This is a genomic window from Pseudomonas sp. AL 58, assembly GCF_036348395.1.
GTDB lineage: Bacteria > Pseudomonadota > Gammaproteobacteria > Pseudomonadales > Pseudomonadaceae > Aquipseudomonas > Aquipseudomonas defluvii.
Genome location: NZ_JAZBQR010000028.1, coordinates 1 through 25766, shown reverse-complemented (window position 1 = coordinate 25766; position 25766 = coordinate 1). Strand labels below are relative to the sequence as shown.

21 protein-coding genes are annotated in these 25766 nt (G+C 60.4%); 12 read left to right on the top strand and 9 right to left on the bottom strand.

The window, feature by feature from the left end; translation table 11 throughout:
• Position 1 precedes the first annotated feature (1 nt).
• The 5 genes from UIA24_RS21575 to UIA24_RS21555 all read left to right on the top strand — a co-directional run bounded on the left by UIA24_RS21575 (position 2) and on the right by UIA24_RS21555 (position 4501).
• Positions 2–574, top strand: coding sequence for an adhesin (locus UIA24_RS21575; RefSeq protein ID WP_099774961.1), 573 nt, complete (start codon positions 2–4; stop codon positions 572–574).
• Between the two features lie 60 nt (positions 575–634).
• A complete protein-coding gene (locus UIA24_RS21570; protein WP_330523882.1) occupies positions 635–1657 on the top strand; it encodes a heme utilization protein in 1023 nt (340 codons plus the stop codon).
• A 61-nt stretch (positions 1658–1718) separates the two neighbouring features.
• The gene (locus tag UIA24_RS21565) at positions 1719–2399 is read left to right on the top strand and encodes a C39 family peptidase (RefSeq protein ID WP_099774965.1); all 681 of its coding nucleotides are present in this window, start codon (positions 1719–1721) and stop codon (positions 2397–2399) included.
• 34 nt (positions 2400–2433) lie between these two features.
• Entirely contained in the window at positions 2434–3177 is a 744-nt protein-coding gene (locus UIA24_RS21560; protein WP_330523881.1) for a hypothetical protein, read from the top strand.
• A gap of 46 nt (positions 3178–3223) precedes the next feature.
• The gene (locus UIA24_RS21555) at positions 3224–4501 is read left to right on the top strand and encodes a transporter (protein ID WP_099774967.1); all 1278 of its coding nucleotides are present in this window, start codon (positions 3224–3226) and stop codon (positions 4499–4501) included.
• Positions 4502–4578: 77 nt separating this feature from the next.
• On the opposite strand, the gene UIA24_RS21550 is transcribed toward UIA24_RS21555, so the two are convergent.
• Positions 4579–6765, bottom strand: coding sequence for a putative bifunctional diguanylate cyclase/phosphodiesterase (locus UIA24_RS21550; RefSeq protein WP_330523880.1), 2187 nt, complete (start codon positions 6763–6765; stop codon positions 4579–4581).
• Between the two features lie 195 nt (positions 6766–6960).
• Between UIA24_RS21550 and UIA24_RS21545 the strand changes: the two genes are divergently transcribed.
• The 3 genes from UIA24_RS21545 (at position 6961) to UIA24_RS21535 (ending at position 10612) form a co-directional block, all read left to right on the top strand.
• The gene (locus tag UIA24_RS21545; protein ID WP_330523879.1) at positions 6961–8580 is read left to right on the top strand and encodes an NADP-dependent glyceraldehyde-3-phosphate dehydrogenase; all 1620 of its coding nucleotides are present in this window, start codon (positions 6961–6963) and stop codon (positions 8578–8580) included.
• A gap of 126 nt (positions 8581–8706) precedes the next feature.
• Positions 8707–9897 (top strand): hypothetical protein, encoded by a 1191-nt coding sequence (locus UIA24_RS21540; protein ID WP_330523878.1) that lies wholly within the window; start codon positions 8707–8709, stop codon positions 9895–9897.
• Positions 9898–10144: 247 nt separating this feature from the next.
• The gene (locus tag UIA24_RS21535) at positions 10145–10612 is read left to right on the top strand and encodes a hypothetical protein (protein ID WP_330523877.1); all 468 of its coding nucleotides are present in this window, start codon (positions 10145–10147) and stop codon (positions 10610–10612) included.
• A gap of 173 nt (positions 10613–10785) precedes the next feature.
• Here the strand turns inward: UIA24_RS21535 and UIA24_RS21530 are convergent, their stop codons facing one another.
• The 7 genes from UIA24_RS21530 to UIA24_RS21500 form a co-directional block, all read right to left on the bottom strand.
• Positions 10786–11055, bottom strand: a complete 270-nt coding sequence (locus UIA24_RS21530) for a DUF1652 domain-containing protein (RefSeq protein ID WP_102051610.1) — start codon at positions 11053–11055, stop codon at positions 10786–10788.
• A 224-nt stretch (positions 11056–11279) separates the two neighbouring features.
• Positions 11280–11906, bottom strand: coding sequence for an isochorismate family cysteine hydrolase YcaC (gene ycaC, locus UIA24_RS21525; protein WP_102051609.1), 627 nt, complete (start codon positions 11904–11906; stop codon positions 11280–11282).
• A 57-nt stretch (positions 11907–11963) separates the two neighbouring features.
• Positions 11964–12857: a pirin family protein gene (locus UIA24_RS21520; RefSeq protein WP_330523876.1), complete on the bottom strand. Its 894-nt coding sequence runs from the start codon at positions 12855–12857 to the stop codon at positions 11964–11966.
• 86 nt (positions 12858–12943) lie between these two features.
• On the bottom strand, positions 12944–13837 hold the full coding sequence (locus UIA24_RS21515) for an alpha/beta fold hydrolase (RefSeq protein WP_330523875.1): 894 nt from the start codon (positions 13835–13837) through the stop codon (positions 12944–12946).
• A 131-nt stretch (positions 13838–13968) separates the two neighbouring features.
• A complete protein-coding gene (locus UIA24_RS21510) occupies positions 13969–14589 on the bottom strand; it encodes a LysE family translocator (RefSeq protein ID WP_102051607.1) in 621 nt (206 codons plus the stop codon).
• Positions 14590–14718: 129 nt separating this feature from the next.
• Positions 14719–16017 carry an ATP-binding protein gene (locus UIA24_RS21505; protein WP_330523874.1) on the bottom strand — a complete coding sequence of 433 codons (1299 nt, stop codon included), beginning with the start codon at positions 16015–16017 and terminating at the stop codon, positions 14719–14721.
• 16 nt (positions 16018–16033) lie between these two features.
• Positions 16034–16735: a response regulator transcription factor gene (locus UIA24_RS21500; RefSeq protein ID WP_065757602.1), complete on the bottom strand. Its 702-nt coding sequence runs from the start codon at positions 16733–16735 to the stop codon at positions 16034–16036.
• Between the two features lie 156 nt (positions 16736–16891).
• Here UIA24_RS21500 and UIA24_RS21495 point away from each other — a divergent pair, with 156 nt between their 5' ends.
• Genes UIA24_RS21495 through mobA form a run of 3 tightly spaced genes read left to right on the top strand, consistent with a single transcriptional unit; the run spans position 16892 to position 21836 of the window.
• Positions 16892–18070 (top strand): efflux RND transporter periplasmic adaptor subunit, encoded by a 1179-nt coding sequence (locus UIA24_RS21495; RefSeq protein ID WP_330523873.1) that lies wholly within the window; start codon positions 16892–16894, stop codon positions 18068–18070.
• Between the two features lie 11 nt (positions 18071–18081).
• On the top strand, positions 18082–21201 hold the full coding sequence (locus UIA24_RS21490; RefSeq protein WP_330523872.1) for an efflux RND transporter permease subunit: 3120 nt from the start codon (positions 18082–18084) through the stop codon (positions 21199–21201).
• A gap of 59 nt (positions 21202–21260) precedes the next feature.
• Positions 21261–21836, top strand: a complete 576-nt coding sequence (gene mobA / locus UIA24_RS21485) for a molybdenum cofactor guanylyltransferase MobA (protein ID WP_099774992.1) — start codon at positions 21261–21263, stop codon at positions 21834–21836.
• Between the two features lie 49 nt (positions 21837–21885).
• On the opposite strand, the gene UIA24_RS21480 is transcribed toward mobA, so the two are convergent.
• Positions 21886–24384, bottom strand: a complete 2499-nt coding sequence (locus UIA24_RS21480; RefSeq protein ID WP_330523871.1) for a UvrD-helicase domain-containing protein — start codon at positions 24382–24384, stop codon at positions 21886–21888.
• A 186-nt stretch (positions 24385–24570) separates the two neighbouring features.
• Here UIA24_RS21480 and UIA24_RS21475 point away from each other — a divergent pair, with 186 nt between their 5' ends.
• Positions 24571–25269, top strand: coding sequence for a pirin family protein (locus UIA24_RS21475; RefSeq protein WP_102051600.1), 699 nt, complete (start codon positions 24571–24573; stop codon positions 25267–25269).
• The last annotated feature ends 497 nt before the right edge of the window (positions 25270–25766 follow it).

The following is a 25766-nucleotide window of genomic DNA, read 5'->3' as shown; positions in this document are numbered from 1 at the left end:
AATGAGGTACTCACTCCTGTTCCTGGCCCTGTGCAGCAGCGGCCTCGCGCTGGCCGGATCGCCAGTCAAGGACAACGCCACTATCGACACAAGCGGCCAAGGCTACCGCGGCAATATCGCAGTCAACCAGGCAGCGGGCGATCAGCAGCAACAGAACAACAGTCGGGCTATTGCCATCGGCACCAACGCCAATGCCTCAACCCAGATTCGTCAGCACATCGACACTGCCACCAGCCAGGCACGTGATGCCCGGGCCGGTATTGGCGGCAACTCATTCAGCAATGGCAGCGGCGCGCTGGGTATCAACCAGTCAGCCGGTGCCAATACTCAACAAGTCAATGCCGTTCGGGTCAGCATCAGTGCCGTCCCGCAGCGCATCGACGACAGCGTCCTCGATCAACAGAACGTGGCGCTGACAAAAGGCTCCGACCCAACTGATCAAGCACCCGGCAGTCGCCAGATCGCGAACAGCGATAGGGCCTTCACCGGCAGCCGTGGAGTGATCCAGTTGAATCAGAGCGCCGGGGTGGGTAATCGAATGGCAAACACCCTGAGCGTACGGGTTGCGGACTGACCCGACAGGTAACCGAGTAACAACAACACTTAACTACCTAAAAAAATGCGGAGAAACACCATGAAACCTAAAATGGCACTTAAGCCTCTGGTTTTCGCACTCGCAGCGGTCATGGCTGTTGCTGCACACGCTGGCGGACGTAATGACGACCACGGTGGTCACAATGGCGGCCATAACGGCGGTCATAACGGCGGCGGCCACGGTGGCCATGATAACGTTCTGCTGGGCCTGCTGATCAATGCAGGTTCCCTGGCCAAAGTTGGCGACACCCAAAACAACTATGGGAACAGTGTCACCAACCAAGCCACCGAAAATACCGCCACGATGGATAACTCGGCCAACAACTCTCAGGGCAACCTGGGCGTTAACGTGGCCGCTGGTGACGGCAACCAACAAGACAACGTTGCCGCTATCGCCACAGCCGATGAACGTTTCATCTTCGGTAGCGCTATCGCCGACTCCACCGCAACTCAAAACAACACCGGCAACACCGTTAAAAACTACTCGACCCAGAACGCTGCCGCCCTCAACAACTCGGCCAACGGCAGCTCGGGTAACATCGGTATTAACGTTACCGCTGGCGACTTCAACCAACAGAAAAACAACATGGCGATCGCCGTATCCGGTGGCCGTGTGGCCTCAGCCACAGCGAATGCCACTCAGACCACCAATGGCCTGAAAGTCACCAACAAAGCTGACCGCACCTACGACACCCAGACACTCAGCTCTTCGTTCTCCGCTTCAGGCACCTACCAGGGCAACGGCAAAGGCTGGGTCGGCGGCGACGATCATCATGGTGGTGGCGGCCACAACTACGACGATCGTCGTGGTGGTGGCGGTGGTCATGACGACGACAAACAACCGCTCAAATTCCACGAAGAAGGCACCTTTGTGCTGAGCGGCGTAGCCACCTATCAAGTGCTGACCCCAAGCGGCTGGATCAACCCTGTGACCAACAGCGCTTCGCTGACCAACTCGCTGAACGGCGTGTCGGGCAACGTCGGTGCCAACGTCTCGGCTGGCTCGGCCAACCAACAAAGCAACTCGCTGTCCATCGCCGCAGGCTGCAAGGCTTGCCTGTAGACGCAACAGTGAACGGGGCCCTTCGGGGCCCCTTTCCTTGCTTTCACAGGGTGTGAAGACCATGCGAATTGCCCTGCTAGCCGCACTGATAGGTTTGGCCAGTGTGGCCGAAGCCGCACAGATGCCCATCGCCGCCCTGCCTGGCGGTACGGTCATTTACAAGCCGGTTCAAAGCCTGCGCGAGCGGCGCTTCGCGGACCTGGTGCAACAGAAAACCGATTTCAGCTGCGGCGCCGCAGCGCTGGCAACCGTACTCAAGCAAGCCTACTGGCTGGACGTGGACGAGGCCCACATCATTGAGGGCATGCTGGCCAACTCCGATCAGGAACTGGTGAAAACCCAAGGTTTCTCGATGCTCGACATGAAACGCTACGTCGAGAGCATTGGCATGCGCGCCCGTGGTTACCGCATCGCACCAGAGAACCTTTCAAGCGTCAGCATTCCAGTTGTGGTGCTGATGGACATTCGTGGCTACAAGCATTTTGTGGTGCTACAGCGCACCGAAAAAGACTGGGTATACGTTGGCGACCCGGTACTTGGCCACAAACGTTATGCATTCGACGACTTCATCAAAGGCTGGAACGGGATCATTTTCGCCGTGATCGGCCCTGGGTACGACAAGGCCAACGCCCTGCTCGACCCGCCCGTACCTCTGAGCGCCAAGAACAAAATCAACAACTTCCATCCCGTCCAGGATGCGGAATTGATGGAGTTCGGCTTCATTCAGAGTGACTTTTTCTAATGACAAGGGGCATGAAGCTCTGGGGAGATACCCGATGAAGACTTCAACCTTGCTGGTTGCCGCCTGCCTGGCAGCCAGTTTGCCTGCCCAGGCGCAGGTATTTAAACCGATCGAGGTAAAAGACAGCGAATTGGCCGGTCTGCGCGGGCGCTATGTGATGCCGGGGCGAATTATCAGCTTTGGTGTTGTGATGAACAGCACCTGGCAGAATGCCAATGGCGACCGCATCGGTGCAACGGCCACAATGCATGTTCAGCAAAACACCTTCAAGCCGCAGTTCTATGTCTCGCTGATCAACGACAAAGGTAATGGCAACGCCACGCCACCAGGCACCGGTAGCGTGTCGGGCGGTTCAGGGCTAAACAACACCCAGGGCGTGACCCAGACATTGCAGGCCGCCGGTGACTACAACACCGCGTACAACAACGTCTCCATCAACGTGAAAGAGGGCAAGACCGCAACAGCCAATGGAACCCCTTCAGGGCAGGTGCTGGCAGGCGGCTCAAGTATCAGCGGCAGCAACGGCGCTGGCACCCTGAACATCTCGGCAGGCGCCAATGGCATCAAGATGGGCATCAACGCCAGCAACAATCAGGGCTATACCGTGCAGAGCCTGGCCCAAGGCGGCCTGTCACAGGCAGCGGTACTGTTGGGCGGGAACAACGTTGTCAGCAACATGACCCAGCTCAATGTGGTGCTGCGTGACAACATGCCCACTGCTGGCGCGCTGAACTGCAACCTTGATCAACTCAAGGGCCTTCGCATCTCAGGATATTGAACTACGCTCTGTCTCAACATTCGTAGTTGAAAGGGACGGCTAACCCATGCATCGTTCGTTTTCACTGAAAGCTGCCGTATGTTTAAGCACATTAATCCCGGCGACGTTCCTCCAAGCGGCGCCGGACCCTCAGGTAGAAGCGTTGAAACAGGAACTGCAGGCACTGCGCCAGCGCTATGACGCACAGCAGCAGGCGCTGATGGTTCTGGAGCAACGCGTTCGCCAAGTCGAAGAGCAACCTGCGGCGCCGCCGCCCAAGCGCTTGACACGCTCACCTGCCTCGCAACCGCGCACGGGCCAAACCGTTGCCGCATCAGGTACTGGCAGCTCCTACGGTGAGTCGCTGAAAGACGACTCGCAACCGGCGCAAAGTGTCTCCAACCTCTATGACGAAGCCAGCGGCTTTTTTGGTGGCGGCAAGTTCAGCGTTGAAACCGGTATTACCTACGCGCGCTACGATACCCGGCAGTTGATTCTCAACGGTTTCCTGGCACTGGACTCGATCTTCCTCGGTAATATCAACCTCGACCGGATCAAGGCCGACAACTGGACCCTCGACGTTACCGGGCGCTACAACCTCAATCAGCGTTGGCAATTCGACATAAACGTACCTGTGGTCTACCGCGAATCCACCTACCAATCCGGTGGTGCTCAAAACAACGCTCAAGGTATTACCGAACAAACCGTTACCCGTGACCCCACCATCGGTGATGTCAACTTTGGCGTGGCGTACAAGTTCCTCGACGAATCGGAAAGCCTGCCAGATGCGGTCTTTACCCTTCGGGTCAAAGCGCCAACCGGCGAAGAGCCCTTTGGTATCAAGCTGCTCCAGGACCCCAACAACGACAGCCTGTTCTACCCCGAGGACCTACCGACCGGCAACGGCGTCTGGTCGATCACACCGGGCATCTCGCTGGTCAAGACATTCGACCCGGCGGTGCTGTTCGGCAGCCTGAGTTACACCCATAACCTGGAGGAGTCGTTCAGCGATATCAGCTCTACCGTGGGCGTGAGCCACCCAGGCAAGGTCAGGCTGGGTGACAGTTTCCAGCTGGGTGCGGGGATCGCGTTTGCGCTTAACGAAAAGATGAGTATGTCGTTCTCGGTGTCCGACCTGATTGTCAAAAAATCAAAAATCAACCAAACGGATACCAATGATGGCTGGGTCACTGTGCCCAGCAGCGATGCCAACGCCGCCTACTTCAACGTTGGCATGACCCTGGCTGCCACCGATAAGCTGACCATCGTCCCCAACCTGTCGATCGGCCTGACCGACGACGCCCCGGACTTTACCTTCAGCCTGAAATTCCCGTACTACTTCTAAGCATCAAGCATCAAGCATCAAGCACGCCTTGTGGTTGCCTGCAGGTAGCGTCCACAAGGCCAACCTACGCCCGGCAGTCAAAAATCAAGCATCGGTTGCTGATTGTGTGGCTGCTCGGCCAACCAGCGTTCAAAGCTGTCGGCCGGCATGGGTCGACCAATCAGGTACCCTTGCCCCTGGTCACACCCGGCATTGCGTAAAAATGCATGCTGGGCATGTGTCTCGATACCTTCCGCCGTAATGCGAAAGCCCAACGCGTGCCCCAGGTCAATGATCGACTGGGTAATCGCAACCCCGTCGTCATCATCAGGCAAATCCTTGATGAACGTGCGGTCGATTTTCAGGTGATCAATCGGCAGCACTTTCAGGTAGGCCAGCGAAGAGTAGCCCGTACCGAAGTCGTCGACAGCCGTTGCCACGCCCATCTGCTGCAACTGCGTAAGAATCTCGCAGGCATGCTGCGGGCTCTCCATGAGCAAGCTCTCGGTAATTTCCACCTCCAGCAATGTTGCAGGAAGATCGTAACGTTGCAACGCACGAGACAGGCTCTCGACAAAGTCGCTGCGCTCAATCTGCAACGCTGCCACGTTGATTGCCAACGGCCCCGGCAAGCGTTCACGCGCACGCCAACAGGCAAGCTGAGCGCACGCGAGATCGAGCACTTTCTCGCCGAGTGGAATGATCAGACCTGTACGTTCGGCCAGCGGAATGAAATCTGCCGGAGACACCAGGCCGCGCTCTGGATCACGCCAACGCAACAACGCTTCTGCACCTTCGACACGGCCACTGAACAGGTCGATCTTGGGCTGGTACCACAGCTCGAACTCATTCTGCTGCAAGGCCCGGCGCAACGCACCTTCAAGAAAGATCCGCTGCTGCAACTGCTGGGTCATGTCGGGATGGTAGGTGCGATAGGTGTTACGACCGCTCTCCTTGGCTGCGTACATCGCCGTATCGGCATGGCGCAGCAAGCTGTCACAGGTGTGCCCGTGCTCAGGGTAGAAGGCGACACCTATACTGCCTGTGACCAGCGCGGCCGTACCCTTGAGGTCGAAGGGCTGCTGCATGGCCAGCAGCAACCCTTGCACCTGCGCCATGACCTGCTCGTCCTGCGGGCAACACAACACAAATGCAAACTCATCGCCGCCCAAACGGCACGCTGTATCCTGAGCCGTGAGCAGCCCGAAGAAACGCTGGGTTGTCTGCTGAAGAAGGAGATCGCCCAACGGGTGACCGAGGCTGTCGTTGACCAGTTTGAAACCGTCGATATCCAGTATCAACACGCCAAGGCGCTCGCCGTTGGCCATGGCGAGTTCAAGGCGCTGCTGGAACAACAGCCGATTAGGCAGCCCCGTCACGGCATCATAATGCGCCGACTGCTCAAGCTGAGCCTGCGAGCGCTTCAGCTCATCGTTACGCTGATGAATCACCTGGTTGCTACGGATCAACTGCGCTACGAACAAGCAGAACACGCCGGTGCAGGCCAGGGAGAACATAAACAGCGGCGAAGCGAACAGGCTCATCGTCGGCCAACCGCCCTGAGGGGTTGCTGCCAACTGCCAATGCCCACCCGGCACATCAACGTTGAGCGTCACGCCAGGCTCGTTGAACAACGTAGCCTGGCCCCAAATGACCGCGCCTTGATCCCCGCGACCGTCGGCGCCCCGCAAGGCCAGTTCAAACGCGCCGTCTTGATCCAGGCCCGCGGCCTTGAGCAGGCGGTCGGTATCGGCAACGATCGAGAGGTTGCCCCAATAGGTATTGCCCGACGGACCACCGACAAACACGGGACGCCGGTAGATCAGCCCTCGCCCGCCTTGATAAAGGTCAACGGGCCCGGCCAGCACCGCATGATGACTGTCCCGCGCACGCTGTAGCATCGGGTATTGCGTCGGCAATGTCCGATAGTCCAGCCCGAGCACACGTTGATTGCCCTCCAGTGGGAAGACATCAGCGACAACATCCGCAGGCGCCACAGCGATGTGCCGTATATAGGGCACTGAAGCGATGGCCTGACGAGCCATGTCGTGGAAATGTTCAGGCGTGATGGTGCCATCAGCGCTGATGAGCTGAGCAATCCCTTCGGTTTCGCCGAACGCAGAACGTAGTTGAGCCTCAAGGCCGGCACGCAAGCCTGAAAGCCGCGCACTGGCATTGCCCATCAACTCGCTTTCCTGGCGCTGTACATCCAGATAGCCCAATGTCACCGACAAACCGATGCCCACCACCGCGAAACCGATCGGTAATAGCCTGAACAAAGGCATGCGCATGCTGCGGGGCCAATTCCAGATACGAGCAAACGTTACGGTTCTGGTTGTCATACGCCTGCTTTTCACTGACGGGGCGACAGTTTATCGACCTTTTTCGAACAACATTGAGCGGTGCTGGCTTTTTTTTACAGGCTGGCGCTATGCTGCAACTGAATCGTTTCACCCACATTCCAACAAGAGGTGCTACGCATGAACCATCTGCTTGATTCACTGTTCCCCAACGCCACCGAAGTGCCTGAAGCCTGGCGTTTGAGTGAACCGCTGGAGCAGCGCGATTACCTGGTCGACGGCCAACTGCAACAGTGGCATGGCCCGCTGGCGACCGTGCGCAGCCCGATCTGGCTGAAAGGCCCTGACGGCGAACAGCAGGTGATTCTGGGCAGCGCGCCACTACTGGATGCCGAGACCGCGCTGACTGCGCTGGATGCCGCCGTACGCGCCTACGACAAGGGTCGCGGCACCTGGCCCACACTGCGCGTAGCCGAACGCATCCAGCACGTCGAAGCGTTCCTGGCACGCATGCGCGAACAGCGCTCAGCCGTGGTCAAACTGCTGATGTGGGAAATCGGCAAGAACCTGAAGGACTCGGAGAAAGAGTTCGATCGCACCTGCGACTACATCGTCGACACCATCAACGCGCTCAAGGAACTGGACCGCCGCTCCAGCCGTTTTGAACTGGAGCAGGACACCCTCGGGCAGATACGCCGTGCGCCCTTGGGCGTTGCGCTGTGCATGGGGCCTTACAACTACCCCTTGAACGAAACCTTCACCACCCTGATTCCAGCGCTGATCATGGGCAACACCGTGGTGTTCAAACCAGCCAAGTTCGGTGTGCTGTTGATCCGCCCATTGCTTGAGGCGTTCCGCGACAGCTTCCCTGCCGGGGTCATCAACGTGATCTATGGCCGTGGCCGCGATACCGTCAGCGCGCTGATGGCCAGTGGCAAGATTGATGTCTTCGCGTTCATCGGCACCAACAAGGCCGCCAGCGACCTGAAAAAACTTCACCCGCGCCCGCACCGTCTGCGCGCAGCCCTGGGTCTGGATGCGAAAAACCCGGGGATCGTGCTGCCGGACGTCGATCTGGACAACGCCGTCAGCGAGGCAGTGACTGGTGCGCTGTCATTCAACGGCCAGCGGTGCACTGCACTGAAGATCCTCTTTGTGCACGAACAGGTGGTCGAGCAGTTCCTCGATAAATTTCAGCAGAAACTGGCCGCGCTCAAGCCCGGTATGCCCTGGGAGGCCGGTGTCAGCCTGACACCCCTGCCTGAGCCGGGAAAAATCGAATACCTCGATGGCCTGGTTGCCGATGCCCTCGCCAAAGGCGCCGAGGTGATCAACCCCAATGGTGGCGACAGCCGCGGTTCGTTCTTCTACCCGGCCCTGCTCTACCCAGTGAACGCCAACATGCGCGTGTACCACGAGGAACAATTCGGCCCGGTAGTACCGATTGTGCCCTACCGTGATCTACAGACCGTGATCGACTATGTACTGGACTCGGACTTTGGCCAACAACTGAGCCTGTTCGGCAATAATTCTGCGCAGATTGGCAGCCTGGTCGATACCTTTGCCAACCAGGTGGGCCGTATCAATCTCAATGCCCAGTGCCAGCGCGGCCCGGACACCTACCCGTTCAATGGCCGAAAAAACTCTGCCGAGGGCACCTTGTCGGTCCATGACGCGCTACGCGTGTTCTCGATCCGTACACTGGTTGCAACCCGATTCCAGGAAAGCAACAAGCAACTGATCAGCGACATTATCCGTAACCGCGAGTCGAGCTTCCTCACTACCGACTATATTTTCTGAACGACAGCAGCACCGCTGACAATCCCGTTGCCCATCGTGAGAATCACTGCCTTGCGTGGGTGACAGGTGACGTTGCGGTGCATTTCGCTTACCTTGCCGACAAAGGATTTCTGGCCAGGACCGTGCATGAGAATCATCGAGAAAAACACTACGCTGGTGCGCACCCTTACCGCCGCCGAGTACGACCTGGTTTGTCGCTTTGTCGATGGCAGCCTGGAAGGTCATCGCCTGTTACAGGCCAACCAGTTCCTGATGAAGGTGCGCGCCGCTGGCCATTGGTTGGCATGCGAATGCCAGCAACAGGTGATGCCGATACTCAATGTCACCCTCAATAGCAACACTGGCACGCTGTTTCTGAAGAACAACCCAGGCACTCCCGAACATGCTGTCGACTGTCCATTCGGCAAGGCAGCACGCGAGGGTGAAAGCACACGTAGCGAACATACTCAGTTTCCAGCGGCATGGCTGCCCCCTGATACGCCACTGCGCTTGATCGGGGACTTTCCTCGCGACGAGGACACCAGCACTGCAAGCGGCACGGGCGAAAAACGCGAACAGCAAAAACTGCTGTCCCTGCTGCTGACCCTGATCGAAGCCAGCGGCCTGAACGTCTATGCCACACACCTGAAGAAAGACCTGAGCGGACAGTTCGCCGAGCTGCGCGGAGTCGCCAGCCGGTACCCGCTGGTCGAGCGGGTACCGGCGAGCAACTACCTGGAAACCCGCCTGGACATGAAGCACATGATGATGCTCAAGGCACGCCTGCGAGAATCATCGGCCTTTGGCAACCACCGGCGCTATGGTTTGATCCTCGATTGCGTCAACCAGATCAAGGCACGCAAGGTATTCAACGACCGTAGCGAAGACGGCTTCGACTTCCAGGGGCATCACCTGCTCTGGGGTGGCAGCAAGACCCCGGGGCCGTTGTTGGCGCTGGCGATCTATTCCCCGATCCGTGCAGGCAGCCACTTTTACGAACTGATCCATGTCGCCAGCGTACCCGTACTCTCGCGCGGGCAGTTGTTTCCGATCTACCGCGACGAAGAGCGCGAGCCATTGAAGATGCTGCAGTCGCTGATCGACTGGATGGCCAGCAAGGGCGTCAAGGTCATCATGCGCCGACCGGTCATCGGCGCCGAGGTCATGGATGAGCTGGTGCTCAGCTCCGACCAGGACCGCGTGTTATCGGTGTCACTGACCGAACAACCCCTGGGCCCGGAACCGGAGGTTGAACACTTCAAGCGTTACGCCGACTTCAAGAGCCTGGATACCTTCCGCAAATACGTGGCGGGCTTTTTCATGCGCGAACGCGACTGAGGCGTAGCCATGAACCGGTGATTGGCTGATCGCCATCTTTTTACGACGCCCAGCAGCCTTGGGTGCTGCTGCAACATGCATGGGACACTCACACAGCCCCCGCCACCAGCGAACGGTAACGCATTCCTCAATCTGCGTAGGATTTTTCCCAATCCGCCTGACGTGACCGAATGTGCCCAATCACGAGGGTATGCTTTCCTCCTGCACCGACCAGCACTCATGCTGCCAACTGATCACAGGAGAGAACATGGCTTCCATCAACGCCGCCGTCTTGCCCCCCATCGCCCACGGGAAAATCACTTCACAACCGGTACATGCCGGATTGGCTGCCAGCCCGGCAAGGCCCGCAACGCTGGAAAGTGTGCAGGTCAACCTGTCAGAAGCGGGCACGAACAAGTCGGCACAAGCGAATGGCAAGAACGCTGATATCGACGCCAGCAACCTGCCCGATAACGTGAAGAAGGTGTTGAAGTCGGTTCGGGAAATCCAGGAGCGGATCAACAAGACGATGGATGAGCTCAAAGCCGTGATGAATGATCACATGCTGCCGATAAAATTGCGTGAGGCGAAAATCAATGGTTTGCAAACAGTATTAGCCTGCCTGACCAGCGACCTGAACAAGGCCACCCAGCTGTTACGCCGGACAGAAAACGAGATGAAACTGTCAACAGCTGAAAAAAGCCTGTCCAAGGCACTGGCCAACCCCTATCGATAACCCGGCACTCTTCATCAGGTGTGCACAAGGGATAGCCCATTGCTGCATGTGAGCCTCAGTTCCTAACAGCTTCCTGACCTTATGAGCCCTCAGCTACCCGCAGCAACACGCGCAGCGGACACTTGCTCGGGCACTGTGGTGCCTTCCCGGGAGCAACCGCACCTAGGTGTGCGCTACGGGTGTATCTTCGGTACGGCTTCAACCGGTTGAGCCGAATGCTGCCGCTCTGCCTGTACATGAGCGACCAGCTCCGCCAAGGCCCGACTGCTGGACAATTCATCGGCGCGAATACCGGCGACGGTCAATGCACGACCGTGCGCATCCTGCTCCAACTGGATGGTCAGCGAGCCGTCATCAAGGCAGGACACCACGCAGTGAGAAGGCAAAAAAGCCTGTTCGATGACCTGACGTAATTCCAGGCTGCAAATGCCGTGTAATGACATGATCAACTCCTGCGTACAAGGTGGTTGAAAACGCAGTAATCCCCCTGTTTTCCGCGCATTTCAAATTGATAAATACGATGCCTGGCAGGAGCGTCATGCACCGCCATTATTCTTGTACAACAACAGCATTGACTCACTGTTTTGTACAACCCTGTACAGCCCCGACACAGCGCCGCGAAAAGGCCAATGGCCGGGCGCCCCCAAAGGGTCGCCCAGCGTCAAACTCACTTGCCTGCGGTCAAGGTGGTGTAACTGGTGATCAGGTTGCGGTAATCCGGAATATGGTTGGAGAACAGGGTGCCCAGCCCTTCGATATCGTTGCGCCAGTCTCGGTGCAGTTCACAGGCGACACCGAACCAGGTCATCAGTTGCGCACCGGCAGCCGACATACGGTCCCAGGCCGACTGCCGGGTGATCTCATTGAAGGTACCGGACGCATCGGTCACCACGAACACCTCGAAGCCTTCGGCAATCGCCGACAGGGCCGGGAACGCCACACACACCTCGGTCACGACACCGGCAATGATCAGTTGCTTCTTGCCGGTGGCCTTGACCGCCTTGACGAAGTCTTCGTTGTCCCAGGCATTGATCTGTCCTGGCCGGGCGATGTACGGCGCCTCGGGAAACTGAGCCTTGAGTTCCGGCACCAAAGGGCCGTTGGGGCCACTTTCAAAACTGGTGGTGAGGATGGTCGGGAGGTTGAAATACTTTGCCAGATCACCCAGCGCCAGCACATTGTTCTTGAACTTGTCCGGTTCGATGTCACGTACCAACGACAGCAGCCCAGCCTGATGGTCAACCAACAAAACCGCTGCATTGTGCTTGTCCAGACGGGTGTAAGGGACGCTCATGGTCTTGCTCCTTGTCGTTGAGGTACGGCGTGCGGATCGCAATACGGATACACCAGACTAGTCGGCGTTGTGGTCGCCGGCCTTGCCTTTGGTCATCTGGCCGAAGCGACCGGCATGAAAGTCGTCAAACGCCTCGGCAATCTCGGCCTCGCTGTTCATCACGAACGGGCCGTAACCGACGATCGGCTCGTCAATCGGCTCGCCACTGAGCAGCAGCACACTGGCATCCTGAGTTGCCTCCAGCAGCACCTCATCGCCGTCACGCTCAAACAGCACCAGTTGTGCCGCACCAGCGCCCTGCTCGCCGTTGACCCTCACCTCGCCGCGCAACACTACCAACGCCGCGCTATGGCCCACCTCGAGCGGCAGCGACAATGACGCCCCGGCGTTCAGGTGGATATCCCAGACGTTCATGGGCGTGAAGGTCCGGGCCGGGCCTTTATGGCTAAGGTACTCACCGGCGATCACCCGCAGGCTTCCCCCATCGTTGGCCAATGGCACACGCGGGATATCGCCATTGAGCAGGGTCTGGTAGCCCGGCGCTGCGAGCTTGTCGCGTGCCGGAAGATTGACCCACAACTGCACCATTTCCAGGGTACCGCCGGTGGCCGCAAACGTCGCAGCGTGAAATTCTTCGTGGAGAATGCCTTTGGCCGCGGTCATCCACTGCACATCGCCCGGGCCGATCAAGCCGCCTGCCCCCGTTGAATCGCGGTGCTCCAACTCGCCCTGATACACAATGGTCACTGTTTCGAACCCCCGGTGGGGGTGCTGCCCGACCCCACGCCGGGCAGCGGTCGGGGTAAAGGTGTATGGGCCGGCGTAGTCCAGCAACAAAAACGGGCTGATGTGCCGCGCCAGGTTGTCGTAGGTGAACAGACTGCGAACCGGAAAGCCGTCACCCACCCAATGGGGCTGGGGGCTGCGGTAGATGCCTTGGATCGTTTTCATGAGATACCTCCTCTCGTGCATGGCTATAACAATACGTATGCAACGACAGTGGCGGTAGACCCGCAAAAACGCCCTCAGCGTTCCATCTACAGAACAGTCGGGGCAGGACCGTGCAAGAGAAAATCCTCGACGCGCTTGGCACTGTCAGCAGGATGCTCCTGCATGAAGCAATGCCCACCGGGCACCACTGCCGAGGTGACGCAACGGTTGATGCTTACCCAGCGCGCGACCGAGGGCGGTACGAAGGGGTAGGTCTGCTCGCCGTGCAAAACCAGCGTTGGCGTCCTGACCTTGGCCAGGGATGCCCACAACCGCCGCGGAAAGGAACTGAACAATTCCATCTCGCGGCTGGGCCGACACTTCAACGCTACCCCTTCGCCACAATCCGTCAAGGCATGCTCCACATAAGCCTGCAGCGCCGCATCGCTCCAGCCCTTGAAGGTTCCCCGCCCCTGAAGCCCTGCATGGGCAGCGGCACGGTCCGGCCAGTGGCTGCGGCGCGTGGCCGCCTTGCGCGCCAAGGTATGCCGACGGTGCATGCCCACCATCGACGCCACGCCCAACACGGCGATCATCGAGCGGCTGAACAGCACCGGATCAAGCAGCACCGCCCGTTGAAACAGCGTCGGTTCATGGGCCAGGATCAAACTGGTCAATACCCCACCGAAGCTGTGCCCCAGCGCAAAACAGGGCACGTCGGCATAGGCGCCACGCCCAGCCTCAAAGGCTTCAACAGCCAACTCGGCGGTACGGTTCCAACCAAGGAACGCCCCGCCATGGTCGCTGTCGCCATGGCCCTGGACATCGCTCAGCCACAGATCGAAGGACTCACTGAGCACCTCCAGCATGGGCCGGTAGGCCAGGCAGCAGAAGCCGGTGCCGTGCAGAAAATGCAACAACGGCTTGCCACTGGGCGGCGAACGCCAGCCACGCAAGGTGAAACCGGCTGAAGACGGAAAAGACCACGGAACGAGGTGCATGCAGGTCACTGAATACAGGGCGGCACAATAGCCAGGGAGGCTGATTACAACGTCGCCCCCTGGCAAGTTCAAGCACCTTGCGATTTAGTCGGCGTGTTTGTCTGAAATCGCCGGTTCCACGCCTGGCACGCTTACTGAAAACTGTGCGAGGCAAACAACAACGGGTACAGCGAAATCACCAGCAATGCCGCCATCAGCCAATTGAATGCCATCAACCAGCGCGGGTTCTGCAACACCTGGCGCAACGCACTGCCAAACATGACCCAGACACAGACGCTGGGCAGGTTGACCAACGCAAACAGAGTGGCAATGACCATGACATTGGTCAGGTAACCCTGCGCCGGGGTGTAGGTGGTAATCGCACCAACCGCCATCACCCAGGCCTTCGGATTAACCCATTGAAACGCCGCCGCGCCCCAGAACCCCAGTGGTCTGGGCGTTTCCGAGCGGGTCGCCGACAGCGGGCCGGACGTTGCGATCTTCCAGGCCAGGTACAACAGGTACGCGGCCCCCACGTAACGCAACAGGGTGTAGAGGGGAGGAAACGTCTTGAATACTTCACCGAGCCCAAAACCTACCGCCAGCACCATGACCATGAATCCGACACTGATGCCGACGGCGTGAGGAATCGAACGACGCACGCCAAAATTCACCCCGGAGGCCAGCAGCATGGTGTTGTTCGGCCCCGGCGTAATCGAGGACACAAAGGCAAAGAGCACAAAGGCTAGAAGCAGATCGAGGGAGGCAAACATGGCGGCGGCATCCTTGGAGTCGTTGTGTCACGACACTAACGGAGCCCGCAGCGGCAACAGCCATACAGTTACCGGAAAATAGTGCACTACACCTGCGCTGTACCGAACCTGCGTGGTGCCGCCTGCCGACTAGCCACGGGGCAAGCGAATCCTGAACTGCGCACCGCCCAGCGCCGACTGCTCCGCCGTCAGGCTTCCACCCTGGCTCTCGATCGCCCGTCGGCTGATCGCCAGGCCAAGCCCAAAACCACCGGTGGTGCGATCGCGGCTGCGGTCCAGGCGGTAGAACGGCTGGAAAATCCGCTGACGCTCCTCAGGTGGAATGCCAATGCCGTCGTCTTCCACCGTCAACAGGCAGGCACCCTGCTCGTCCATGTCCACGCGCAACAGCAAACTGCGGTGACAGTAGCGCATGGCGTTTCGTATCAGATTCTGAACCGCCCGCGCCGTGAGCCTCGGGTCGAGCACGAAACGCGGCAAGCCGGCTTCGGCCCGCACCTCCCACTCAATGCCACGGCCATCCAGTTCCTCGGCGAAACTGCCGAGGATACTGTCGACATACTCGGTCAACGACACCTCGACGCGTTCAGCCAACTGCCCTGGCGTCTGCAAGCGGCTGTAGGACAGCAGTTCCAGGACCAGCTCATCCAGTTCCCGCACATGGCCAACCAGTTCCAGCAGGCGCTTGCGACTGGCCGGCGGCACTTCGTCGAACAGCAACACCAGCCCGAAGTCGAGCCGGGTCAGTGGAGTGCGCAGTTCATGGGAGACGGCATTAAGCAATTCACGCTGTTGGGTCAACAAGCGCTCAATATCCTGGGCCATGGTGTCGAAGACCGTGGCCAGGTCGCCGATATCCGAGCGCGGCGAAATGTGCGTACGCTCCGACAACTGCCCTTGGCCCAGACGCTGGGCCGTCGCCTGCAGCCGTTTCAGGTCTCGCCAGTGCGGCCAGACCCAGAGCAACAGGCAACTGAGCAAGGCCGCGCCGATCAATACGGTAATCCCCCAGGACAACAGGTTGATCTCCAGTGGATCCGGCGGGTTGCGCAACTCAATCAGCCACTGGTCGTCCAAGGGGGCAATGGCGGTGCTGTAGTAGCCCCATTCGCCCACCCGAACGACAAACTGCCCGGCGCCCAGGCGCGCACGCTCGACAGGGCTCAGTTCAGTCTCGTCCTGACGGCGCAATTCGACTTCCAGCGGTGCAAAGTCAGCCGCCAACGCTTGCGCCACTTCAGGCCACTGGGTCGAGGGCACGTGCTGGAACTGCTTGAGCATCAAGCGCTGCACACCTTGGGCCTGCTGCAGGTTGTAGGCTTCGTAGCGCTCGTGGAACACGCTCAGGATCAGTTCGGGAATCAGGAAGATGGCCCCGGCGTAGCTGACGATGGTGATCAGGTACAGGCGGACAAGGATTTTCAGCATGGTTCGGGCAGCGCCTTCAGCATTCCCATTCGACTCGGCTGAACAAGTAACCCTTGCCCCAAACCGTCTTGATCTTGCGTGCTTCGCCCGCATTGTCGTCAAACTTGCGGCGCAACTTGGAGATAGCGACATCCACCGAGCGGTCAGTGCCGTTGAACTCGATACCGCGCAGGTGCTGCAGGATGCAATCCCGGCTGAGTACCGTGCCGGCATTACGCGCCAGCACCACCAACAGGTTGAACTCGCCGCTGGACAACTCCACCGGTTGCGCGTCCCAGTGCACACTGCGCTCGGTGAGGTCGATCTGCAGGCCACCGATCTGGATCAGGTCCGAAGCCACTTGAGGTTCATTGACGCTACTGCGCCGCAGCAACGTGCGTACCCGCGCCAGCAGCACCCGAGGCTCACAGGGTTTGCTGACATAATCGTCGGCCCCCATCTCAAGGCCCAGCACCTGGTCATGACTGTCATCACGCGCGGTGAGCATCAGGATGGGCAACACGGCCGACTCGGCACGCAGCAGGCGACACACCTGCAAACCGTCCAGGCCAGGCAGCATCAGGTCGAGGATGACCAGGTCGGGCTTGTTACGGCGTGCTTCCTCAAGCACGTGGTCGCCGCGAGCGATCACCCGGACGAAAAAACCGTTGCGTTGCAGGTAGCTGGCGATCAGTTCGGACAGCGCGCTGTCGTCTTCGACCAAAAGAATATTTGTCATGGAAAGTGCGTAAGCGCAAATGAGTTCGGCAGGATATCGAACCTCGCACACGCGAGGCGGTAATCTTCACACTTTTTCACAGACCGCCTACAGAGCTTAACAGTTGCTTCGGGGGTGCCTGCCTTAGCATGGCCGGGTCATTTTCGGAAGATCCGCATGTCCAGCCCAAGCACCTCCCGTCTACGCACCCTGCCCGCCCTTGTCCTGCTCGGCCTCACGCTGGCGGCCTGCGACAAGCAAGCCCCGGTCGAAGAAAAAGCACCGCCACGCCCTGTTTCGGTGGAAACCGTACGTGTCGAACCCTTGGCCATCAGCAGCGAGTTGTCCGGGCGCATTCTGGCCCCGCGCACCGCAGAGGTACGCGCGCGAGTCGCCGGCGTGGTGCTCAAGCGGGTGTACCGCGAAGGCAGCGACGTCAAACAGGGTGAGGTCTTGTTCCGCATCGACCCGGCACCGTTTCAAGCCGACTACGACAGCGCACGTGCTGCCCTGGCCAAAGCCGAGGCCAACCAGTTCCAGGCGCGCCTGCAGGACCAGCGCTACGGCGAGTTGATCGCCATCAATGCGATCAGCCGCCAGGACTACGACAACGCCCGCGCCGCCGCCCTCCAGGCCAATGCGGACGTCGCCGCTGCCAAGGCGGCACTTGAGCGCGCACGCTTGAACCTGGGGTATGCCACCGTCACCGCGCCGATTTCCGGGCGCATTGGCCGCGCCTTGGTCACCGAGGGCGCACTGGTCGGGCAGAACGAGTCGACCCCTCTGGCGACGATCCAGCAACTGGACCCGATCCACGCCGACCTGACCCAGTCCACCCGGGAGCTGAACGCCCTGCGCCGGGCACTGCGCGCCGGCGAGTTGCAACAGGTCGGCCAGGACCAGGCACGTGCCACGTTGATCCAGGACGACGGCACGGCTTACCCATTGCCCGGCAAGTTGCTGTTTTCGGACATCAGTGTCGACCCGAGCACCGGGCAGATTACCCTGCGCAGCGAGTTCCCCAACCCTGATCTTGACCTGCTGCCGGGCAGTTTTATCCGCGTTCGCCTGGAACAGGCCATCAAGCAACAGGCAATCAGCGTGCCGCAGCGCGCCATCCTGCGTGACAGCGCGGGCCAACCGCGTGTGCTGCTGGTGGATGCCGAGCAACGCATCAGCGAGCGCCCGATCGTGCTGGGCAGCGCGCAACAGGACCGCTGGATCGTCAGCGAAGGCCTGGCTCCGGGCGAGCGCGTAGTCATCGAAGGCCTGCAACATGTGCGGGTAGGTGATCAGGTACACGTCACCCCCGCCGCCAAGGAAGCCACTTCTGTCGTACAGACCACTGGCCAATGAGGGCCTGATCAATGCCGCAATTTTTCATTGACCGCCCGGTGTTCGCCTGGGTGGTCGCGCTGTTCATTCTGCTGGCCGGCGCGCTGGCCATCCCGCAACTACCGGTGGCTCAATACCCTAACGTAGCGCCGCCACAGGTGGAGATCTATGCCGTCTACCCGGGTGCATCGGCACAGACAATCGATGAGAGCGTCGTCAGCCTGATCGAGCAGGAGCTCAACGGTGCCGACCACCTGCTGTACTTCCAGTCGCAAAGCAGCCTGGGCAGCGCTACCATCACCGCCACCTTCGAGCCGGGCACCAACCCTGAACTGGCTCAGGTGGATGTGCAGAACCGCCTGAAGATCGTCGAGTCGCGTTTGCCGCGCGCGGTCACTCAGCAAGGCCTGCAAGTGGAGAAAGTTTCCACCGGGTTCCTGATGCTGGTGACCCTGACGGCTGAAAACGAGTCTCTGGACGAAGTTGCCCTCAGCGACTTCCTGGCGCGCAACGTCATGAACGAGATCCGCCGCCTCAACGGTGTCGGCAAGGCGCAGCTGTACGGCGCCGAGCGCGCCATGCGCATCTGGATCGACCCGCAGAAACTGATCGGCTTCAACCTGACCCCCGAAGACGTCAACCTGGCCATTGCCGCACAGAACACCCAGGTAGCCCCCGGCAGTATCGGTGACCTGCCAGGCCGGGCGACCCAGGAAATAACCGCCAACGTGGTAGTCGAAGGCCAACTGTCGACACCGGAGGCGTTCGCCGACATCGTCTTGCGGGCCAACCCGGATGGCTCGCGGGTAACCCTTGGCGATGTCGCACGGGTAGAGATTGGCAGCCAGGAGTACCAGTTCGGCACGCGCCTGAACGGCAAGCCGTCGACCGCCTTCAGCGTGCAACTGTCACCGGGTGCCAACGCCATGCAAACCGCGACCCTGGTCCGCGCCAAGATGGACGAGTTGTCGCGCTACTTTCCGGCAGGCGCCCGCTACGACATCCCCTATGACACCTCGCCGTTCGTGAAAGTCTCCATCGAACAGGTCATCAACACCCTGCTCGAAGCGATGCTGCTGGTGTTCGCGGTGATGTTTCTGTTCCTGCAGAATATCCGCTACACCCTGATCCCGACCCTGGTGGTGCCTGTGGCGCTGATGGGGACCTTTGCAGTAATGCTCGGCATGGGGTTCTCGATCAACGTACTGACCCTGTTCGGGATGGTGCTGGCCATCGGCATCCTGGTCGATGACGCCATCGTGGTGGTGGAAAACGTCGAACGGATCATGGCCGAGGAAGGCCTGCCGCCCAGAGAGGCCACCCGCAAGGCCATGGGCCAGATCAGTGGGGCCATCGTCGGGATTACCCTGGTGCTGGTCGCGGTGTTCCTGCCGATGGCCTTCATGCCAGGCTCCGTGGGAGTGATCTATCAGCAGTTCTCGTTGGCGATGGCGGTGTCGATCCTGTTCTCGGCCTTCCTCGCCTTGAGCCTGACACCCGCCCTGTGCGCCACCTTGCTCAAGCCCATCGAAAGCAGTCATGCGCAAAAGCGCGGTTTCTTTGGCGCGTTCAACCGGCGCTTCGAGCGCCTCACCGACGGCTACCAATCCTGGGTGACCCACGCCCTCAAGCGCAGCGGACGCTACCTGCTGGTGTACGGCCTGCTGCTGGCCGGCCTGGGCTACCTGTTCAGCCAACTGCCCTCCTCGTTCCTGCCGACCGAAGACCAGGGCTACACCATCACTGACGTCCAGCTCCCGCCCGGTGCCAGCAAGCCACGTACCGAGCAGGTTGCGGCGCAGATCGAAGCGCACAACGCTGAAGAACCCGGTATCGGCAACACCACGGTGATCATGGGCTTCAGCTTTTCCGGCACCGGGCAGAACGCGGCGCTGGTCTTCACCACACTCAAGGACTGGTCCGAGCGAAGCACCGAGGACAGTGCAGCGGCCATCGCCGAGCGCGCCACCGCCGCTTTCAGCCAGTTCAAGAACGCAATTGCCTACTCGGTGCTGCCACCGCCGGTCGACGGGCTTGGCACGTCCAGCGGCTTTGAGTTCCGCCTGCAAGACCGTGGCGGTCTCGGCCACACCAACCTGATGGCCGCACGCGATCAGCTACTGGCCGCTGCCGAGAAAAGCCCGGTGCTGATCAACGTACGTGAAAGCGCCCTGGCCGAAAGCCCCCAGGTGCAACTGGAGGTAGACCGCAAGCAGGCCAACGCCCTGGGCGTTTCCTTTGCCGACATCGGCACCGTGCTCAACACCGCCATCGGTTCGACCTACGTCAACGACTTCCCCAACCAGGGCCGGATGCAGCGGGTGGTGGTACAAGCCGAGGGCGACAGCCGCAGCCAGGTCGAAGACCTTATGAAAATCCATGTCCGCAACAGCAGCGGCAAGATGGTGCCACTGTCGGCGTTTACCCGCGCCCATTGGCTCTCCGGGCCGGTGCAGTTGACGCGTTACAACGGCTACCCGGCGATCGCGGTGTCCGGTGAACCAGCGCCCGGCTACAGCTCGGGCGAGGCCATGGCAGAGATCGAGCGCCTGGTCAGCCAGTTACCACTGGGCATGGGCCTGGAGTGGACCGGCCTGTCGCTGCAGGAGCGGCTGTCCGGCAGCCAGGCGCCCATGCTGATGGCGCTCTCGCTGCTGGTGGTGTTCCTGTGCCTGGCGGCACTCTATGAGAGTTGGTCGATCCCGACCGCGGTGCTGTTGGTGGTGCCGCTGGGCGTGCTGGGCGCGGTACTGGCAGTGACCCTGCGAGGCATGCCCAACGACGTGTTCTTCAAGGTCGGCCTGATCACCTTGATCGGCCTGTCGGCGAAGAACGCGATCCTGATCATCGAATTCGCCAAGCATCTGGTGGACGAAGGCCACGACCTGATAGACGCGACGGTACAGGCCGCGCGCCTGCGCCTGCGCCCTATAGTCATGACCTCACTGGCGTTCATCCTTGGCGTCGTGCCGCTGGCCATAGCCACTGGTGCCAGTTCGGCCAGCCAGCAGGCGATCGGCACCGGGGTAATTGGCGGCATGCTCAGCGCAACGCTGGCCGTGGTATTCGTACCGGTGTTTTTCGTGGTGGTCATGCGCCTGGCGGGCACGCGACGACGCCAGCCTGAGGGTACGGTCAGCCTGGAAAGCTGATGGACAGCCAAAGCCGGTCATGGGATCGTGAGCGGCTTTGGCGCTACAGGTAAACATTCATGATTCAGCTTCCGTCGCCCTGCTCCATCCTCCTCTTGGCGGGCGGTCGTGGCCAGCGTATGGGCGGACGCGACAAGGGCCTGATTCCCTGGCACGGGCAGCCCCTGATTGCCCACGCCCAGGCCGTGGTGCGTCCACTGACCGATGACCTGATCATTTCCTGTAACCGCCACGCCGAGCAGTACCGGCCCTATGCCGATCATCTGGTCAGTGACGAATCAGGCGACTATCCAGGCCCGTTGGCCGGTGTGCTCAGCGGGTTGGCCCAGGCGCGTCACCCGTGGCTACTGGTGCTCGCGTGCGATGCACCGCTGATCGACCGCACACTGGTTCTTGACCTGCTGAGCCAGGCGAACGATCAGGGGCGACCGGCGATGATCCGTCAGGATGGCCACTGGCAACCGATGTTCTGCCTGCTGCCGAGCAGTCTGCTCGACGACCTTCGCCAGCGCTGGAGCCAGGGTGAGCGCAGCCTGCTGCGAGCCCTGCTGGCACAGCCACTGCAGGCGCTGGAGTATCCGCTGGACGATCCACGCCTGAGCAACTTCAACTCGCCAGAGCACCTGACGCCATGACTGTCAGCAAGCGCGAACCAGACAAGGAAACGCGATATAGCGACCGCACTCAAGGCCTGAGGTCGTCGAAGAACGCTTTACTGCCATCAACCTGGGACGATGCCCGGGGCAAATTCTGCGCCTCCCCGGTCGGCGTCTCGACATGCCAGTAACAATGCCTGACGGCGCGGGTAACCGCGACATAGGCCAGGCGCAGGACTTCGTCCTTCTGCGCGTTGTCGTAGGCTTCAGGGTCACCGCTACGGCCAAGCCCCGCCTGGCGATAGACCTGGTTCTTGTACGGTGAACGGGTCACGTGCTGGCAGTCGCCAAGCATGAACACCGCATCCGCCTGCAGCCCCTTGGCGCTGTGGTAGGTCAATTGACGGAACCGGCGCTGCCCCGGCGCAAGGCTTTTCTCATGATTGATCAGTGGCTGCAAATGCTCTGAAATCAATGACTTATCACTGCTTTTTCGATACAACATCATCACCGAATCGCCCTGCCGGTAATGCGCCATCAACTGCTGGGCAAGCGCAGCCTCGTCACGCGGCTGTACCGTGACCGGCACCGCATCCTCGGCCGCCAGGCCGCAGGCCTTGGCTTTCTTGCCATTGATCGCCGGCGCCGGCTTAACGATGTGCTCGGCCGCATCGATGATGTGCTGGTGGCTGCGGTAATTGTCGCTGAGCATCACCCGCGTATTGGCCGGCGAAACGAATTCCTTGGCGAACTCCATGAAGTACTTGGGTGAGCTACCCCGCCAGCCATAGATCGATTGCCAGTCATCGCCCACACACAACAGCGACGAATGCTGGGCGGTGCGCCCCACATGCAATGCCGGCCCACGCCTACGGATTTCACGCAGGCTGGCCCTTAGCCAGGAAACGATCTGCGGCGAGACATCCTGAAACTCGTCGATCATCAAGTGCGCCAAAGGCCTGAGCAAGGCATCAGGCAACAAGCGCAGATTCTCGGGGTTGTTCTCCGAGAACAGGGCGAACATCCGGTTGTAGCTCATGATCGGCGGCGACTGCGCCAACAGGTGGTTCTCCAGCGCCCGCCAGTACAGGCTCAACGCCTCGAAGAACAGTGCATCGCTGTCACCTGCCGGAAAACTCATGTTTGCGACTGCCGCGCCCACGTCCAGCCCGAGGTTCTCGATGAACCCGGCAGCACTGACGAAAGCATCCAGGAGCGGCACCGACGAGAGCTCGCCCTTGACCTTGTAGTCAAAGCCCGGCCCGGCCACGGCATCCGTTGCAAGGGAGGCGGTCAAGCGCTTCGCTGCCGAATAGTTTTCCAGCCATATCAAGGGTTTATCACAGAAAGCTTGAAACAGTGTGCGCTTGATAACCCATTCGGCCCACACCGGTAACTTGGCGTTCGACCGCTTGTAGTCCTTGTTTTCCCCGGGATCGAAGCCCAGTACCACCCAGGCATCGAGTTCGGCAATATAGCCATGGACGTGAAAACGGCTGCCATTGATCTCCACGGTTTCCCGGCGCGGCTCAATGCCCTTGATCGGCCACGCGCCCGCCCTGAACCAGAGGTCTTCAATCGTGTCGCACAACTCCTCGTCGCGCTCGGCGGACAGTTGCGTCACGGCCACACGCTTCTGCACGTCGGGATGATCGCGGTCCAATGCCTTGAGCTGCAAGGCCTGGCGCCGCAGGGACGTGATCAACTCGGCAAAGCGTGGGCTGCCCTGCATCAGGTCGCGGTAGCACAGGTTCAGTTGCTGACGCTGGGCATCATTGATACGCAGGTCGAACGGGTTGGTCTCGGCATTCGACTCGCAGCCACCCGGTAACTCACTGCCCAGCGTCTCAAAGGCCCGCAGCTGGCTGAAGCCCGGCAGGCTGCGCACCAGTGGCAGAATCCGCGAATGGAAGGTGCGCACCAACTCGCGGGCCTCTACCGGGCTCAGGTTGATGCCCCACAGGGCAAACACCTGGGTCAGTCGTGCGATGAAGTCCTTGCGCGACTCACGCGTGAACGTGACCACGGTCATGGCGTCCAGTTCATAGCCCAGGTAGTGACGCAACAGCAGAATACGCAGCACCAGGGACGTCGACTTGCCGGCACCGGCACCGGCAATCACGCAGGTCGAAGGCGTCTCACTGAAGATCATTTTCCATTGCGCGGTGCTTGGCTGCGCCTGGGCTGGCAAGCGCTGCGCAACGTCGGCCTTGAAGCGTTTTTTAAGCTCCGTGGTGAGCGGCAGGCGCCAATCGTCGAACAGGCTGTCGTCCTGCCCCGGCACTGCGTGGGCATCGGGGCGGGTATCACGGATCACTAGAACCTGGCGGCCAGCCTCGAAGCCATCGACACGGCCCTCCTCATAACCCTCGCGCAGGCCCTCGGCATGGCCGGTACGTTGACCGCTGGCATGCCCCTGAAACCACGAGTCGCGGTGCTGAGCCTGCAGCCGGCTAAGGCATCGACCCAGTACACGGGCCAGCAGCCGTCTGACCCAGGGCAACTGGGCCGGCGGGGTTAATTCCGGGGGGTGCTTGGGGCGCTCGTGTGACACACCGACTCCAACTGAAAAGGGCTCTGCCGCCATGTTCGCTCCATTGACCGCAAAGCACCAGCCGAATGCTTACAGATCAGTCAATTAGGCGATGAAGTGAATCAATCACTGCACCTTAAGCATCTAATAAACCGATCAGAATCAGCCATTATTTACGCTTAATTTCGATCATTAATTGGGCGATCATCGTTCACATAAACCTTGCCGAGGAGATGAATCATGCTGCAACTTCGCCCGTTCGCCACACTGGGCCATGCCAACCACGGCTGGCTGGATGCCCATCATCACTTTTCATTCGCCGAATACTACGATCCCGAGCGCATGCACTGGGGCACCCTGCGGGTCTGGAACGATGACCTGATCGCCGCAGGCAGCGGTTTCCCACCGCACCCACACCGCGACATGGAAATCATCACCTATGTCCGCGAAGGCGCTATCAGCCACCAGGACAACCTGGGCAACAAAGGCCGTACGGAAGCGGGCGATGTGCAAGTGATGAGCGCTGGGACCGGGATCGTCCACAGTGAGTACAACCTGGAGAAGGTTGATACACGCATCTTCCAGATCTGGATCATTCCAGAGCGCAGCGGCGAAGCACCCTCGTGGGGCACCCGTCCGTTTCCCAAGGGTGAGCGCGGTGAAGGCTTCGTGACCTTGGCCAGTGGCCGTGACGGTGATGAGCAGAGCTTGCGCATTCGGGCTGACGCACGGCTGGTCGCGGCTACCCTGAAAGCCGGAGAAAGCGCCGAGTACGTGCTGGACAGCGGACGTCGCGGCTATCTGGTGCCGGCCAAAGGGCTGGTCGAGGTCAACGGTGTGCGCGCCGCTGCCCGTGACGGCCTGGCGATTGAAGATGAATCGTTGTTGCGGGTGACTGCGCTGGAGGACAGCGAAATCGTTCTGGTGGATGTCGCCTGACCGCCCCCGCCAAGCCTGCTCCCATAGAACCTGTAGGAGCCGGGCTTGCCCGCGATGCAAACGCCGCGAACTCACGGATACCCCACCGACGTCATCGCAGGCAAGCCAGCTCCAACAGGGCCCGCGCCAGCCTGTAGGAGCCGGGCTTGCCCGCGATGCAGACGCCGCGAACTCGCGGATACGCCACCGACGCTATCGCAGGCAAGCCAGCTCCAACAAAGCCCGCGCAGCCTGTAGGAGCCGGGCTTGCCCGCGATACAGACGCCGCGAACTCACGGATACCCCACCGACGCTATCGCAGGCAAGCCTGCTCCAACAGGGCCCGCGCTAGCTGTGGGAGCCGGGCTTGCCCGCGATGCAGACGCCGCGAACTCACGGACACCCCGCCGAGGCCATCGCAGGCAAGCCTGCTCCAACAAAGCCCGCGCCAGCCTGTAGGAGCCGGGCTTGCCCGCGATGCAGACGCCGCGAACTCGCGGATACGCCACCGACGCTAT